This window comes from Leifsonia sp. NPDC080035, assembly GCF_040050925.1.
In the GTDB taxonomy this organism is placed as follows: Bacteria; Actinomycetota; Actinomycetes; order Actinomycetales; family Microbacteriaceae; genus Leifsonia.
Genome location: NZ_CP157390.1, coordinates 3599807 through 3616536, shown reverse-complemented (window position 1 = coordinate 3616536; position 16730 = coordinate 3599807). Strand labels below are relative to the sequence as shown.

General features: G+C 72.0%; 10 protein-coding genes. 7 read left to right on the top strand and 3 right to left on the bottom strand.

The features are described from left to right. Positions 1-102: 102 nt before the first annotated feature. Entirely contained in the window at positions 103-1638 is a 1536-nt protein-coding gene (locus tag AAME72_RS17550) for an amino acid permease (RefSeq protein ID WP_348787819.1), read from the top strand. 98 nt (positions 1639-1736) lie between these two features. On the opposite strand, the gene AAME72_RS17545 is transcribed toward AAME72_RS17550, so the two are convergent. Genes AAME72_RS17545 through AAME72_RS17535 form a run of 3 tightly spaced genes read right to left on the bottom strand, consistent with a single transcriptional unit; the run spans position 1737 to position 5454 of the window. Further along, the gene (locus AAME72_RS17545; protein ID WP_348787818.1) at positions 1737-3128 is read right to left on the bottom strand and encodes an aldehyde dehydrogenase (NADP(+)); all 1392 of its coding nucleotides are present in this window, start codon (positions 3126-3128) and stop codon (positions 1737-1739) included. After that, complete coding sequence (locus tag AAME72_RS17540; RefSeq protein WP_348787817.1) at positions 3125-4288, bottom strand: acyl-CoA dehydrogenase family protein; 1164 nt, start codon at positions 4286-4288, stop codon at positions 3125-3127. The genes AAME72_RS17545 and AAME72_RS17540 overlap by 4 nt, the downstream gene beginning before the upstream one ends. After that, positions 4285-5454, bottom strand: a complete 1170-nt coding sequence (locus tag AAME72_RS17535; RefSeq protein ID WP_348787816.1) for a CoA transferase — start codon at positions 5452-5454, stop codon at positions 4285-4287. Before AAME72_RS17535 ends, AAME72_RS17540 begins: the two co-directional genes overlap by 4 nt. A 65-nt stretch (positions 5455-5519) precedes the next feature. On the opposite strand from AAME72_RS17535, the gene AAME72_RS17530 reads away from it, so the two are divergent. The 6 genes from AAME72_RS17530 (at position 5520) to AAME72_RS17505 (ending at position 16687) form a co-directional block, all read left to right on the top strand. Beyond that, on the top strand, positions 5520-6287 hold the full coding sequence (locus AAME72_RS17530) for a GntR family transcriptional regulator (RefSeq protein ID WP_348787815.1): 768 nt from the start codon (positions 5520-5522) through the stop codon (positions 6285-6287). Continuing rightward, positions 6280-6993: a cache domain-containing protein gene (locus tag AAME72_RS17525; protein WP_348787814.1), complete on the top strand. Its 714-nt coding sequence runs from the start codon at positions 6280-6282 to the stop codon at positions 6991-6993. Before AAME72_RS17530 ends, AAME72_RS17525 begins: the two co-directional genes overlap by 8 nt. A gap of 148 nt (positions 6994-7141) precedes the next feature. Beyond that, entirely contained in the window at positions 7142-8368 is a 1227-nt protein-coding gene (locus AAME72_RS17520; RefSeq protein ID WP_348787813.1) for an FHA domain-containing protein, read from the top strand. Next, a complete protein-coding gene (locus AAME72_RS17515) occupies positions 8365-9204 on the top strand; it encodes a protein phosphatase 2C domain-containing protein (protein ID WP_348787812.1) in 840 nt (279 codons plus the stop codon). The genes AAME72_RS17520 and AAME72_RS17515 overlap by 4 nt, the downstream gene beginning before the upstream one ends. Before the next feature lie 202 nt (positions 9205-9406). Beyond that, positions 9407-10774: a serine/threonine-protein kinase gene (locus tag AAME72_RS17510; RefSeq protein ID WP_348787811.1), complete on the top strand. Its 1368-nt coding sequence runs from the start codon at positions 9407-9409 to the stop codon at positions 10772-10774. Next, positions 10775-16687, top strand: a complete 5913-nt coding sequence (locus tag AAME72_RS17505) for an Ig-like domain-containing protein (RefSeq protein WP_348787810.1) — start codon at positions 10775-10777, stop codon at positions 16685-16687. Positions 16688-16730: the final 43 nt, after the last annotated feature.

Sequence of the window (16730 nt, the reverse complement as noted above, 5' to 3'; positions counted from 1 at the left end):
CGCCCGAAAATCAATCATCCTGTCCTATAGGTATCCGGCCTCCGCCTCCGCTACGCTGCCTCCACACACATCGTCGTGTGCAGCTGACCCGGAAGGCATTCGATGTCTGCAGATTCCTCGTCCTCGCACCTCGAGGACGGCGAGCACCTCGCCGTCCTCGGGTACGAGGACTCGTTCAACCGGTCCATGACCCTGTGGGCCAACTTCGCCCTCGGATTCACCTATCTCTCGCCGCTCGTCGGCGTCTACTCGCTGTTCGCCGTAGCGATGGCCACCGGAGGGCCGCCCTCCATCTGGTGGATCATCATCGTCGGAGCGGGCCAGTTCCTCGTCTCGCTCGTCTTCGGCGAGGTCGTCTCGCAGTACCCGATCCACGGCGGCATCTACCCGTGGGCCCGGCGGCTGTGGGGCAAGCGGTACGCCTGGATGGCCGCCTGGGTCTATATCTGGGCGATGATCGTGACGATCACCGCGGTGGCCTCCTACGGCAGCGGCTTCCTCGCCAGCCTGTTCGGCATCCCGGCGACCAAGGAGGTCACGTTCGGGCTCACCGTGCTGCTGCTGGTGGTGGCGCTCGCGCTCAACTTCACGGGCACGAAGACGCTCGCGACCGTGGCACGGATCGGCCTCGCCGCCGAGCTGATCGGCGTGATCGCGGTCGGGCTCTACCTGCTCATCTTCCAGCGCAAGCACCCGTTCTCGGTGTTCTTCGACTCGATGGGTGTCGAGGGCCACGGCTCGTACCTGGTGGCGTTCCTCGGGGCCGCGCTCGCCGGCCTGTTCCTCTTCTACGGGTTCGAGGCGTGCGGGGACGTGGCGGAGGAGGTCGCGAACCCGGCCCGCCGCATCCCGAAGGCGATGATGATGACGATCCTGGTCGGCGGCGTCTCGGCGCTGTTCGCGTTCGGAGGCTACGTGCTCGCCGCGCCCGACCTGGAGCGCATCGTGGCGGGGAACGACGTCGACCCGATCCCGGAGATCCTGCAGTCGACGCTCGGCACGGTCGGCGCGAAGATCTTCCTCGTCGTCGCCGTCACGGCGTTCCTGTCCTGCGTGCTGAGCCTGCAGGCCGCCGCCAGCCGGCTGCTGTTCTCGTTCGCACGCGACGGGATGATCCCCGCGCACCGCTGGCTCGCGAGGGTGTCGCCGCGCACGAAGGTGCCGGTGAACGCGCTGATCGTGGCGTGCAGCATCCCGGTGATCATCAGCCTGATCGTCTACCTCGGGCCGGACGGCCTGATCACGCAGGTCACCGCGTTCGCGGTGCTCGGGATCTACGTGGCGTTCCAGTCGGTCGTTCTGGCGTCGCTGCGGCAGCGGCTGAAGGGCTGGCGCCCGGCCGGACCGTTCAGCCTGGGCGGCGCGGGCATCGTGATCAACGTGCTGGCACTCGCCTACGGCGTCTTCGCGATGATCCTGCTCGCCTGGCCGACGGCGACGGGCAGCGTGTTCAACGACTGGATCGTGCTGATCGGGCTCGGGATCGTCGCCGGCGCGGGGCTGCTCTACCTGTTCCTCGCACGCCCGGACAAGGCGTCCGACGCGCCGGAGGGCGACGCCATCCGGGTCGCCGAGCTGTTGCGCGCCCGCCGTGCGGCGCCGGCGGCGCCGGCCGCGGCCCCGGTGCGGGAGCCCTGACGCGAGAGGGGACGCGACACGCCGCCGGCCGCTCGGGCGGACGGCGTGTTGCGTCCCCTCTGTGCCGTCCCCTGTGTGCTGTCCGCTCTGTGCCGTCGTCAGGACTGGCGGCGCGGGACGCCCAGCGGGTTGCCGTCGCGGAGCTCCGGCGGCAGGACGTGCTGCGGCGCGTCCTGGTAGGCGATCGGCGTGAGCCAGCGGCGGATCGCGGTCGCGCCCACCGAGGTGTGCACGCTCGCCGTCGTCGCCGGCCACGCGCCGCCGTGGTGCTGCGCCCAGCCGATCGCGACGCCGGTCGGCCAGCCGTCGAACAGCAGGCGTCCGGCCACCGCCGCCAGCGCCGCCGCCGAGTCGGTCACATCTTCGTCGGCGGCGCGGTGGATGGTCGCCGTGAGGGAGGGTTCCAGCGCGTTCAGGAGGCGCGGCAGGTCGTCGTCGCCGTACCGCACCAGCACCGTGACGGGTCCGAAGCACTCCGCGAGGAAGGCGTCTGGTTCGGCCAGGTACGCGGCGGCGGGGACGAGCACGACGGCCGGCGCCGATTCGCCCTCGGCCGCGGCGCCGCGCAGCACCTCAACGCCCGGGCGCGCCGCGAACGCGGCAACGCCCTGCGCGAAGGCGTCGGACATCCCCGGGGTGAGCTGAACGCTCGACGGCGCGCCATCGAGTCCGGCGCGCACCGCGTCCTCGACGCCGCCGCGCTCGGGGACGAACACCAGGCCGGGCTTCGTGCAGTACTGCCCGGCGTCCCGCGTGAACGAGCCGACGAGCCCGGCGCCGATCGCCTCGGCCCGCTCGCCGGCCGCGGCCCGGGTGACCAGCACCGGGTTGATGCTGCCGAGCTCGCCGTAGAACGGGATCGGGTCGGGTCGCGCGGCGGCGAGGTCGAACAGGGCGCGCCCGCCGCGTTCGGAGCCGGTGAACCCGGCCGCGCGCACGAGCGGGTGCTGAACGAGCGCGACTCCCGCCTCCATCCCCTCGACAAGCGCGAACCAGCCGGCGGGCAGCACGGCGGTCGCGAGCGCGGCGGTCCGGCGCGACAGCTCGGGATGCCCGGGGTGCGCCTTCACGATCACAGGACATCCCGCCGCGAGGGCCGAGGCGGTGTCGTTGCCGAGCACCGAGAAGGCGAACGGGAAGTTGGACGCGGCGTACACCGCGACCGGACCGAGCGGGCGCAGCATGCGGCGGAGGTCCGGACGGGGCGGCACGAGCGTCGGGTCGGGCGACTCGACGACCGCCTCCAGGTAGCCGCCCTCGCGTGCGACGCCCGCGAAGAAGCGCAACTGGGCCGCGGTCCTCGTCACCTCGCCGTCGAGGCGCGCGGGCGAGAGGTGCGTCTCCTCGCCCGCGATCCGCACCAGCTCGTCGCGGTCGGCCTCCAGAGCGGTCGCCAGCGCCTCCAGCCAATCCGCACGCTCCTCGCGCGTGGTCGGGATGCGCGCGGCGGCCGCCGCGGCGACGGCCGCGTCGTGCACGGCGCCGCTCACGCGAACGCCGCCAGCCCGGTCAGCGCGCGCCCGAGCACGAGCGTGTGGATCTCATCGGTTCCCTCGTAGGTGCGCACCGACTCCAGGTTGGCCATGTGCCGCATCACCGGGAACGCGTTCGTGATCCCGTCGCCGCCGAGGATCGTGCGGGCCTCGCGCGCGATCGCGAGCGCCTCGCGCACGCTGTTGAGCTTGCCGACGCTGATCTGGGTCGGCGTCAGCCGCCCGGACTCCTTCAGCCGGCCGAGGTGCAGGGCGAGCAGCACGCCCTTCTCGTATTCGACGAGCATGTTCGCGAGCTTCTCCTGGATGAGCTGGGTCGCGCCGATCGGCCGGCCGAACACCTCGCGGGTCGTCGCCCGCCGGATCGACACCTCCAGGCAGTCGCGTGCAGCGCCCATCGCGCCCCAGACGATCCCGTAGCGGGCTTCGTTGAGGCAGGAGAACGGGCCGGAGAGCCCCCGGGCGCCGGGGAGCATCGCATCAGCGGGGACGCGGACCTCGTCCAGCACGATGTCGCACTGCACCGAGGCGCGCATGGAGAGCTTGCCGTCGATCGCGGTGGCGGCGAAGCCGGGCGTCGATGTCGGCACCACGAAGCCGCGGACGCCGTCGTCGGTCGCCGCCCAGACCACCGCGACGTCGGCCAGCGCGGCCAGACCGATCCAGCGCTTGCTGCCGGAGATGATCCAGTCGTCGCCGTCGCGCCGGGCGCGGGTGCGCATCGCCGCGGGATCGCTGCCGCCGTCCGGTTCGGTGAGCGCGAAGCAGCCGATCGCCTCCCCGCGCGCCATCGGCGGGAGCCACTGCGCCTTCTGCTCGTCCGAGCCGAACTTCGAGATCGCGCTCATCGCGAGCGAGCCCTGCACCGAGACGAACGTGCGCCAGCCGCTGTCCGCCGCCTCCAGCTCGTGGCAGACCAGCCCGTAACTGACCGCGCCGGCGCCGGCGCAGCCCTCGTCCTTCAGGTGCATCCCGAGGAAGCCGAGCGCCCCGAGCTCGGCCACGAGTTCGGTGCGGAAGTGCTTGTCCTCGAAGTCCTGCTCGATCACCGGACGGATCCGGTCGGTGGCGAAGGCGCGCGCCTTGTCCCGCCAGGAGATCTCCTCGGGCGTCAGCAGGTGGTCGATGCTGAACGCCTCGTCGAGTGTGGTCGTCACGGTTCGGTCCTTTCACCGGGGTGGTCGTGCTGCTGGGCCCAGCGGGCGTCGTGCTCGCCGAGCAGCGGGGCAGGGGTGCGATGGGCGGCGGGCGCCGTGTCCAGGTGGATGGGCGTCGCCGGCTGGCGGGAGACGCGTCCCGTCGCCGGGTCGGTCGTCGTCACGACGGGGTCGAGCCCGAGGGAGGCGGCGAACGCGAACGCCTCGGCGACGTTGTTCACGAGCCCGGCCGGGACGCGCGCCGCGGAGAACGCGCTCACCCACTCGGCCGCGGGGCGCGCGGCGAGCGCCGGTTCGATCGCCGCGCGCAGCGCATCGCGGTTGCCCACCCGCGCCTCGTTGGTGGCGAAGCGGGGGTCCTCGGCGAGGGAGGACGCACCGAGCGCCTCGGCGAACGCGGCGAACTGCCGATCGTTGCCGACGGCCACCACGAGCTCGCGGTCGGAGGCGCGGAACAGCTCGTACGGCGCGATGCTGGGATGCGCATTGCCGAGCCGGGCGGGTGCGCGCCCGGTGGCGAGCGTGCTCGACGCCTGATTGGTCAATGCGGCGAGCAGGGAGCCGAGCAGGTCGACGTCGACGCGCGAGCCGCGGCCTGTCGCATCCCGCTGCCGCAGCGCGAGCAGGATGCCGGAGAACGCGTTGAGTCCGGTGAGCACGTCGACGAGCGCGACGCCGACCTTGCTCGGCTCCCCGTCCGGCGAGCCGGTGATGCTCATCAGCCCGCCGACGGCCTGCACCAGCAGGTCGTAGCCGGGAAGAGCGGCCCCGGCGTCGCGGCCGAACCCGGTGATGGAGCAGTACACGAGGCCGGGGTTGACCGCGCGCAGGCTCGCTTCGTCGAGCCCGAAGCGCTCCATCACGCCCGGGCGGAAGTTCTCGATGACGACGTCGGCCGTCTCTGTCAGGCGCTTCGCGGTGGCGAGGCCCTCGTCGGTGCCCAGGTCGCAGACGACCGAGCGCTTGTTGCGGTTCACCGCGCCGAAGTAGGTGGATTCGCCCGCCGCATCCACCGGCGGCCGCCACGAGCGGGTGTCGTCGCCCGCCGGGCTCTCGATCTTCACGACGTCGGCGCCGAAGTCGGCGAGCATCATGGTGGCGTAGGGGCCCGCCAGCACCCGGGAGAAGTCGGCGACGCGGATTCCCGCCAGGACACCGTCGGCCATACCCGCTCCTTCGCTCAGTGCGATTCATCCTATACCGGATGATTCGCTCGGGATATCGTGGACGGGTGACCACCGTGACCACGCGAGCGACCCCGGGTGCCCGGGACGCCGTGTTCGCGCAGCTGGCCGATGCGGGCCGCGCGGAGCAGGTGTCCCGCCGGCTCGCCGATGCCATCGTGCTCGGCGTGCTGACGCCGGGCGAGAGGCTGCCGAGCGAGGCGGAGCTGGCGCGCCGGTTCGGCGTCGCTCTCGTCACCGCGCGCGAGGGGCTCGGGATGCTGCGCGAGGCCGGCCTCGTCGAGACCAGGCGCGGGCGCGAGGGCGGCAGCTTCGTTGTCCCTCCCGGGGACGCGGACGACGCCATGCTGACCGCGCGGCTCCGCGGGCTGTCCCTGGTGGAGCTGAGCGACCTCGCCGTCTACATCACGGCGATCGCGGCCGGCTGCGCGGACCGCGCGGCGGAGCGTTCGACAGCGCCGGACGTCGAGCGGCTGCGCGCCTGGCTCGCCGCGGCCGACTTCGGAGCGCCGCCGCAGGCGCGCAGGAACGCGGGCGGGTTCCTCCTGGAGCTCGCCGTGCTCAGCCAGTCGACCCGCCTGGTGCGCGAGCAGATCCGGCTGCAGGCGGAGTTCGGCCCGCTGCTCTGGCTCGGGATGCGCGACGCGGAGCTCCGCGCGACGGCGGCCCGCTCCGCGACGGCCATCGCCGACGCGGTCGCCGCGCGCGACGCCTCGGCCGCGCGCGCCGAGGTGAGCGCCCTGCTCTCGGCCGTCGCGCAGTGGCTGCTCGCCGCGAAGGCGCGCATCGAGGCCGGGGGGACGATCGATGGCTGACACCACGCTCGGGAGCGGGATCGACGCCGCAGCGGACCGTGTCGCCTCGCTGTTCGCGCGCATCCAGGACGCGCTGGCCGGCTGGCGCACCGCGATCCTTGCGGGCGCGGGGGAGACCAGCGGCCCGGCGGAGCTCGACGACCGCGTCGGCGCACTCGTGCTGCCGTCGCTCGAGGAGGACGACCCGTTGCTCGTCGGCGCGGGGTTCATCGCCGCGCCCGAGTTCGCCGGCGGCAGCGAGCTGCACTTCTCCTGGTGGCTCGGACCGCTGGAGGACAACCCGGTGCTCGGTGCGACGACCGGGCCCACCAAACTCGACCTGGCGGCGCGCTCGTACTCCGACTACCTGCGGGACTTCCGCTCGCTGGAGTGGTACCGCGTCCCGCAGTCGACGCACCGCACGCACATCACCGGCCCGTACGTCGACCACCTCTGCGCGTGTGACTACATCGTCACGGTCACCTCGCCGGTGGAGCGGGACGAGCGGATGATCGGCGTCGTCGGCGTGGACGTGTACGTGAAGCGGCTGGAGCGGGAGCTGCTGCCTGCCATGCTGCGTGCCGGGGGCCCGCTGGCGCTCGTCAACGAGTCCGGCCGCGTGATGGTCTCCACCGACCCGGCCGTCGTCGTCGGCACCGTCCTCGACGCCGCAACCGCCGCCGTCCCGTGCCCCGGCACCCCGTTCCTCCTGGTCCCCACGACCTGACCCGGCCCGCGAGCACAGGAAAAGTGCTCCGAATCCGCGCGAATCGAAGCACTTTTCCTGTGCTCGGCGGCCGGTGGCCTACACTCGGTGCGAGCGTCTTGCACTTCGGGGAGCAGCCCCGCCGACACACGAACCAGGAGGACCAGCCGTGGCTCCCGGTTTCACCCGCTACGCGCCGACGGCCGGCCCCTCGCGCTGGCTGCTCGTCGCCGGACGACGCTTCGTGGCCTGCGTCGAGAGCACCGTCCCCGACTCCATCGTCGACGCCGTGTGGTGGCTCGCCGACTCCGATCTCGCGACCATCGAGTCCGTCGTCGGGGCCTTCCCGCTGGCCGGACCGGACAGTGTGCGCTCGTTCGCGGTCGCCGAGCTCGGGGAGCCGAACGCCGCGGGCGAGGTTCTGGTGACCGCCGTCGTGCGGGGCTCCGCCGCGATCGACGTGTTCTCCGTCGGCGGCTCGCGCCGGTTCAGCGCGGCAGGTGTGCAGCCCTGGGTGCTCGCCGAGTTCCGCACGGTCACGGGCCTCGTGCTCGGCGGGGACGACCTGCAGACCGGGCCGGTCGCGCGGTTGAGCGTCGGCTCGCTGCCGCTCGGCCTCGGCGTCGTCGACGGCGAGCTGCTGACCTGGACGCTCTCGCCGATCGAGCGCGTCGAGCGCAGCGCACCGGTCCCGCCGGCCGCCGTGGAGTCCCGGGCCGCGGAGCGGCCGGCGGTGGAGTCGACGGCCGTCGCCGAGGAGACGATCATCCGCGGGCGGTCGCGCTCGTCCAGCCTGTTCGCGCACGCCGCGCCCGAGGCGGCGGAGCCTGACGCGGAACCCGCCTCGGCGCATCCCGTCGCCCACGAACTGCCGGGAGCGGTCGACATCGAGCCGCCCGTGACCGCCGACACGCCCGGCCCCCTCGCGACGGTGTCGGGCGAGGAGCCGTTCCCCGCCACCCAGCCCGTCGTCCTGCCGCCGCCGCCGACATCGTTCGGCCTGCGCGGGCCGACGGGGGACATCCTGCCGCTTGACGTCCCCGTCCTGGTCGGGCGCCGGCCCACCCCGCCGCGGGTCGATGTCGGCGTGCTGCCGCGGCTCCTGACGGTGCCGTCGCCGACGCAGGAGGTCTCGGGGACGCACGTGCGGATCGAGCAGTCGGGGGACGCGGTCGTCGTCACCGACCTGCGCTCGACCAACGGAACGCGCCTGCTGCGGCCCGGCTCCGACCCGGTGGCCCTGCGGCCGGGGGAGTCCGCCGTCGTGCTCCGCGGGACCGCGGTCGAGATCGGCGACGGTAATATCATCGAGATCACGGCCGTGCCATCGGGCTCTCCGATCGGAGCGGCACCGTCTTCGGGCGGGGATGACCGTCGAGGAAAAGGACTCGAGTGACCCAGATCGGTCGCAGCAACAGACGCCACACGGTGGCCGTCCCCGGCGCAGGGGACGCGCGTATCAGCCTCGCCTGGGCGGCGCTGAGCGACACGGGCTACCGCCGCAGCGTCAACGAGGACAGCCTGCTCGCCCGGTCGCCGATCTTCGCCGTCGCCGACGGGATGGGCGGCCACACAGCGGGCGACTTCGCCAGCACCGCGGTGGTCACCCGGCTCGCCGAGCAGGTGAGCACCGACTTCGTGACCGAGGGCTCGCTCACCTCGGCGCTGCGGAGCGCGGTCGATGACATGGGCCGCGGGGTCGGTCACACCGACCTCGGGACCGGGACGACGGTCACGGGACTCGCCCTCACGCTCGTGGACGGCTCCCCGTACTGGCTCGTGTTCAACATCGGCGACTCGCGTGTCTACAGCTTCCGCGACGGCGCCCTCGAGCAGCTGACGGTGGACCACTCGATCGTGCAGGAACTCCTCGATGCCGGGGCGATCACGCCGGCCGAGGCGGAGGTGCACCCGCACAGCAACGTGATCACCCGGGCTGTCGGCTTCAACGAGGACCCGGTTCCCGACTACTTCCTGTTCCCGATCGTCGCCGGCTCCCGGCTGCTGGTCTGCTCCGACGGGCTGACGAAGGAGCTCACCGAGCACGGCATCCGGTACTTCCTCGGGGAGGGGTCGTCGCCGCTGGACGCCGCGCAGCAGCTGATGGATGCGGCCCTCGGCAACGGCGGCCGCGACAACGTGACCGTCGTTGTGGTGGATGTGCTGGCCACCCCCGAGAGCGGCTCACACCGGGGCGAGGACTCGCCGCGTCGCGCCGCACGCCGGCACTGACGCGGGCCGTATGCCCCCCGAGTTGGGGGTGAAGGGGTTGTCCCCAGTGCGGGTCGAGGCCCTCGGAGCGCTCCTGCCTCCTGCCTACAATTGGTGAACGCCGTCGCACCCGCGATGCGCTGACCGGACGAACGGAAGGAGCCATTTGGCCAGGCGTCTGCCTTCTCAGCCGCCGAACCTCCCTGGCTTCTCGTATGTGCGGGTGCTGGGAAGCGGAGGCTTCGCCGACGTGTTCCTGTACGAGCAGAACATGCCGCGGCGACAGGTCGCGGTGAAGGTCATGCTGGCCGAGGTGGTCACCAGCCAGGTCAAGCAGATGTTCCAGGCTGAGGCCAACCTGATGGCCCAGCTGAGCACGCACCCGTCGATCCTGACCGTCTACCAGGCGAGCGTCTCCGCCGACGGGCGGCCCTACCTCGTCATGGAGCTGTGCTCGTCCGCGATCGGCCAGCGCTACCGCAGCGAACCGTTGCCGGTCGCCGAGGCGCTGAGCGTCGGGGTGCGCATCGCGAGCGCCGTCGAGACCGCGCACCGGGCCGGTGTGCTGCATCGCGACATCAAGCCGTCCAACATCCTCACCACCGCGTACGGGCACCCGGTGCTCAGCGACTTCGGCATCGCGGCGACGCTCAGCGAGGCCGACGTCACCGAGGCGATCGGACTGTCCATCCCGTGGTCGGCACCGGAGGTGCTGCTGGACGAGACGAGCGGGACGATCGCGAGCGAGGTCTGGTCGCTCGGCGCGACCATCTACTCGTTGCTCGCCGGCCGGTCGCCGTTCGAGATCCCCGGCAAGGAGAACACGTCCGCCGAGCTCATCCAGCGGATCACGAAGGGGCGGCCGCAGCCGATCGGCAGGGCCGACGTGCCCGCGCGCCTGGAGCAGGTGCTGCTGCGCGCGATGTCGCGCAAGCCGTCGCAGCGGCAGCGCAGCGCCCTCGAGTTCATCCGCGAGCTGCAGGCGGTGGAGGCGGAGCTCGGGCTCGCGCAGACGCCGATCGAGGTCGCGATGGACGACTGGGCGCTCGCGACCGCGGGCGACCCGGAGGACCGCACGCGCGTGAAGGGCGTCGTCGCCGTCGACCCGGGGCCCGCACGCCGGCGTCGCAAGCAGTCCGCGTCGGCGACGGTGCTGCGGGCGCCGACGAGGACGGTCGTGCGCGAGAGCGGGGCCGCCCCCGGCACCGCGCCTCCTCAGCCCGCCGCCCGGGTCTCCCGAGCGCTCCTGATCTCCCTGATCGCGTGCGCCCTGCTCGTCGTCGTGCTGGGTGTGACGGCCGCCGTCGTGCTGGTGCGCGCCGGGTCGGCGGGCGACATCCCGACCGTCCGCGACCTGAGTGGCCGAGTCTCCGGGAGCACCATCGTCTTCAGCTGGTCCGATCCGGGGATCGAGACGGACGACAGCTATCAGGTGGCCGTCGACGATCAACCGCCGAGCAGCCAGCGCTCGACCGAGTTCCGGGTGGATGCGAAGCCAGGGCAGACCGTGTGTGTCACGGTGACCGTGAACCGGGACGGACGCACCGGCGACCCGAGCGGCCAGAAGTGCGTGCAGAGGGCGGGCTCGTAGGTGTTCCGGTCCTGGCTCCTGGCGCACAAGTCCCTCGCGGCGACGTTCGTGAGCGGCACGGCCGTCGCTGCGCTCGTGACCACGCTTGCCGTGGTGTCCGGGGGTTACAGCGCTCAGCACCTGCAGCTGAACGACTCGTCGGTGTGGGTCGCCAGCGACGCCAAGAAGTCCCTCGGCCGGGCCAACACCCAGATCGAGAAGCTGAACTCGGTCGTCGCCGGCACCGGTGAGGCGCTCGACGTCGTGCAGGACGGCGAGAATGTCCTGCTCCTCGACCGCGAGGCGAACACCGTGGCCGTCGTCGATCCCGCGACGGCGGAGGCCGGCAAGTCCGTCGCGCTGCCGCCGCGGTCGCCGCAGGTGTTCATCGCAGGGAACCAGGTCGCGATGCTGTCCCAGACCACCGGCCAGCTCTGGCTGACCACCGTCGACCAGCTGGACCAGTTCAACTCCGGCTCGGCCCCGACGATCGACCTCGGCGGCCGCGTCGTCGCCGCGATGGACCCGTCCGGCGTCCTCTACGCGTACCAGCCGTCGACGCGTTCGCTGGTCCGCGTCGACCTCTCCGGCGAGCAGCCGGCGAGCACCACCGAGAAGGTCCCCTCGCGGGGGGAGGGCGCGAACGTCCAGCTCACCGCGGTCGGCGGTCACTGGGCGCTGTTCGATCCCGACGAGCGGATGCTGTGGTCGGCCGCGGGCGGCTCCTCGCTGAGCGGGCTGCTCCAGGACGGCGCCGACCCGGTGCTCCAGCTGCCCTCCGCCGGGGGCGATGCCGCGTGGGTCGCGACGACGACGGCGCTCGTGCGCGTCCCGCTCGACGGGGCGAAGCCGACCAGACCGTTCACCGGCGCCTCCGGCGCACCCGCCGCGCCGGTGGAGTCCGACGGCTGCCTGTACGCCGGCTGGAACGGGGGAGCGGCGTGGCGTTCCTGCTCCGCGGACGGCAACGGGTCGCGCTCGACCCTGCCGGACGTCCCAGCGGGCGCCGTGCTCGCCTTCCGCGTCAACGGGACACGAGCGGTGCTCAACGACACTCGTTCCGGCGTGTCCTGGGCCGTCCAGAGCGGCAACACCCGGATCGACAACTGGGACGAGCTGGAGTCGAAGAAGACGACGCAGCAGCTCGTCGACCAGTCCAAGCAGGACAACACCCCGCAGTACGAGAAGCAGGAGGAGCCGCCCGTCGCGGTCGACGACCGGTTCGGCGCTCGGCCGGGGCGCGTGACGCCGCTGCCCGTGCTGCTGAACGACTACGACCCGAACGGCGACGTCCTGACGATCGACTCGTTCACGGCCATCCCCGACACGCAGGGGACGCTCGAGCTCACCAACGCCGACCAGCAGCTGCAGCTCTCGCTGCCCGACGACGCGAGCGGCGTGATCGCCTTCGACTACACCATCTCCGACGGACGCGGCGGCACGGCGACCGCGCACGTCACGGTGGCCGTGCGCGGGGCCGCCGAGAACACGCCGCCGGTCTGCGTGCGCACCGCGAAGGCCGTCGTGCAGGCCGGCGGTCGCGTCAACACGGCGGTGCTCGGCGACTGCTACGACCCGGACGGCGACCCGTTCTTCCTCGCCTCGGCGACCGTGCCGGCTCCGGACACCACGACCTACACGCCCCAGGGCCAGGTCGCCTTCTCCGACCACGGCAAGGGCGGCGACCTGAAGGACGTCGCGCTCGTGCTCTCCGACGGACGCTCCGAGGGGACGGGGCAGCTCGCGGTGACCGTCCGACCGCCGGGGCAGGTTCCGATCATCGCCGACCCGTTCGCCGTCATGACCTACCAGGGTCAGGAGGTGACGGTGAACCCGCTGGACCACGTGCGCGGCGGAAACGGCACCGTGCGGCTCTCCACGGTGCCGTCCAAGGCGGACGCGACCCTCACGCCCGATTACCAGGGCGGCACCTTCCGGTTCGAGTCCGATCAGCCGGGCACCCACAACATCGAGTACTCGGTGACGGACGGGGTCGTCACCTCGACCGGGCTCGTCCGCGTCGAGGTCAAGGCGCCTCCGGGCGCGAAGACGGCACCGATCGCCGTGCCGCACACCGCGTTCATCCGAGAGCAGTCGACGCAGGACGTCGACGTGCTCTCGACCGACATCGACCCCTCCGGCGGCGTGCTGCTCGTGACCGGGGTCACCGATCCCGGGCCGGCGACCGGCCTGCGGGTGCAGGTGCTGCAGCAGCGCACGCTGCGCGTGACGCTGTCCCGCCCGCTCACCCAACCGGTCGACTTCCACTACCGGCTCAGCAACGGCCTGGCCGACACCGAGGGCACCGTCACGGTCATCCAGCTGCCGCCGCTGACGGTGCACCAACCGCCGATCGCGGTCCCGGACAGCGCCGCCGTGCGCGTCGGCGACGTCGTGGACATCCCGGTGCTGGCCAACGACGTGCAACCGGACGGCGACAAGCTGACCCTCGACCCGAAGCTGGCGACGCCGCTGCCCGCCGGTGCGGGCCTGCTCTTCGCGAGCGGCGACCACTTGCGCTACCTGGCGCCGGGCAAGCCGGGCAACTACACCGCCGCCTACCGCGTGTTCGGCGAGGACGGGCAGTGGGCGACCGCCGAGGTGAGCATCGCGGTGCGCGAGCGCGACGCCTCCACCAACAACCCGCCGGTGCCCAAGACGGTCACCGGCCGCGTCATCGCGGGCGACACCGTGCGGATCACGGTCCCGCTCTCCGGCATCGATCCGGACGGCGACTCCGTGCAGTTCATCGGCCAGGAGACCAACCCGCAGAAGGGCGCCGTCGTCGCCTCCGGCACCGACTGGATGGACTACCAGCCGGGCGACTACGCCGCGGGCACCGACACCTTCACGTACGCCGTGGTGGATGCGCTCGGCGCGCGGGCCACCGGAACCGTCCGGGTCGGCATCGCGCCGCGTGTCGACGGGGCCCGCAACCCCGTCGCCGTCGAGGACGACGTCACGACCCGGCCCGGCAAGACCCTGAACGTCCAGGTGCTGGCGAACGACAGCGACCCGGATGGCAGCCCGCTCAGCGTGACCTCGGTCTCCTCCCTGGACGGCAAGGCGCGCGCGAAGATCACCGGGGATGTCGTCGTGGTGACCGCGCCGCAGGCTGAGGGATACTACGGCTTCCTGTACACGATCCAGAACGAGCACGGCGGCACGAGCCAGGCGTTCCTCCGGGTGACCGTCGACAAGAACGCGCCGCCGGCGCGCCCCGTCGTGAGCGACACCACGCTCGGTCTCTCGGACATCCTGGGCAAGTCCAGCGTCTCGGTGAACGTGCTCGCCAACATCTTCTTCGCGGACGGGCCGGTGTCGACGCTGAAGCTGTCGGTGGTCCCCGGGTACGGGAACACGGCGCAGGTGACGGCGGGCAAGCGCATCCGGATCGCCGTCGGAGCCAAGAGCCAGATCATCCCGTTCAAGGTGGCGAACCCGGAGGACGACTCGTACGCGTCCTACGGCTTCGTGCGCGTTCCCGGGTACGACGACGCGCTCCCGCAGCTGAAGCGCGGCGCGCCGAAGCTCACGGTGGTCAGCGAGAAGACCCTGACCATCCACCTGAACGACTACATCGTGGCCGTCGGCGGCCGCAAGGTCCGGCTCACCGATGCGGCGACCGTGCGGGCGACGCACGCCAACGGGGACGACCTCGTCGTCAGCAACGACACGCTGCAGTACACGTCGACCCCGCGGTACTTCGGCCCCGCCTCCATCTCCTTCCAGGTCACCGACGGCACCAGTGCGACGGATCCGGACGGCAACGTCGCGACGATCGTGCTGCCGATCCAGGTCACGCCGCGGCAGAACCAGCCCCCGGTGTTCACGGGAGCGCTCATCGACTTCGAGCCGGGTCAGACCAAGACCGTCGACCTCACCAAGCTCACGAGCTATCCCTACGTCAAGGACCAGGGCGAGCTGCAGTACAGCATCCAGAATCCCCGCCCCGACGGTGTGAGCCTCTCGCTGTCCGGCACGAAGCTCACCATCGGCGTCGGCGCCGGCGTGAAGAAGGGCAGCAGCCCGTCGATCGCGATCGGCGTCAAGGACGCGGTCAACGCCGGCGAGGCGGGCAGGATCGATCTCAGCATCGTCCCGTCGACCCGCCCTCTCGCGAGCCCGCAGCCGGACCGGATCGTCGCACCGCGCGGGCAGACGACGACCGTGGACGTGCTCGCCAACGACCAGGCGACGAACCCGTTCCCGAACAAGCCGCTGCGCGTGCTCGCCGTGCGCGGCCTCGGCGGCCAGCTGCCTTCCGGCGTCTCGATCACGCCGAGTGCCGACAACTCCGAGCTGAGCATCAGCGTGTCGGATGCGGCGGCCCCGGCCGACACGACGCTGCAGTACGAGGTCGCCGACGCGACCGGCGATCCTGACCGGTACACCTGGGGGACCGTCGTCGTCTCCGTGCAGGATCGGCCCGCGCCGGTCTCGAACGTGCAGATCACGTCCATCGGCGACCGCAGCCTCACGGTCAGCTGGACGCCGGGCGCCTTCAACAACTCGCCCATCACCGGCTTCCAGGTGACCGCGACCGTGAACGCGACCGGCGCCACCTACTCGACGACGACCTGCACGGCCACGGTGTGCGCGATCCAGACGCCCGGTAACGGCCCGGACAACGCGGTGCAGCTTGCCGTGCGGGCCCAGAACGCGCTCGGGCTCTCCGACCCCACCTCGTACATCGAACCGGTCTGGTCGGACGTCGTGCCGAACGCGCCCTCCGGCGTCTCCGCGCTCCCGCTCGACCACGGCCTCCGCGTCACCTGGACGAAGCCGGCGAACGCACCGGGGGCGAGCCCGATCACCTCGTACCTGATCACCCTGGGCGGGATCACCAACGCGGTGCAGGTGAACGGGTCGGACGCACCGGGCACCGCGTACGCGCTGAACATCACCGACCCGGGGATCGCCAACGGGGCCTCGATCGGCTTCACCGTGGCCAGCCGGAACCAGTTCTACCAGGGCAGGACCACCTGGAATCAGACCGAGGGCAGCGGCGTCCCCGCCGGCGCTCCCGTCCTGACCGGGACGGCGCCCGTCGCCACCCCCGATCAGTCCGACGGCACGAGCGCGACGCTGAGCTGGTCGAGCGTGTTCGGCTCCAACGGCAAGGCGGTCACGGACTACTACGCCGGCGTGTTCCAGGGGAGCGCGCAGCCGCGCTGCTCGGTCTCCGGCGTCGATACCGGCAATCCCGTCCGGTCGACCGATCCCGAGTCGTCGACGTTCCAGCACGTGCAGGGCGGAAGCGTCCGGTTCACCGGCCTGCAGGCGAATCAGACCTACAACTTCGTGGTCTACGCCTACAACGGCCAGGGCTGCACCGCCAGCCAGATCGTCTCGGCGACGCAGCGGCAGGAGCCGGGGTCGGTGCGGGATGTGACGATCACCGGGCCGGTCCCGAACCTCGACCGGTACTGGGATTTCCAGGCATCGGTCGACTACCAGAACGGCAGCGGCTCCAGCCCGATCGTCGACTACCAGCTGGTGGGTGACAACGGTGTGGTCGAGGCCGGCCAGCTCAAGGGCACAAGCGGGCTCGTCGCCGGCGTGAACGGGGCGCACTACGGGACCGGCCTCACGCTGCGGATCACGCGCATCTGCGAGACGTATCCCGACGGATCCCAGCTCTGCACGGCGCAGTCGTTCAGCAAGCGGATGGGCGTCGCGGCGGACACCGCCATCGACGGTCAGCGCTTCGACGCGACGACGAACACCTTCACATGGACGAGCTGGCCGACCGGCGCCGGCTATACGCGGGTCACGTACGACTGCGGGGCAGGCGAGCTCGACATGCCGGCGGTCGGCTCGACGGCCACCTGCGTCGCGCCTCCCGGACAGAGCGCCCCGGTCCTGACGGTGCGCGTCTACGCGAACGGCGACACGTACACGAAGGCCTATCCGGCTTCAGGGATGGGATGACCGTGAAACGGCATACTGAGGACGGCGCGCCAGCGCCCCGACA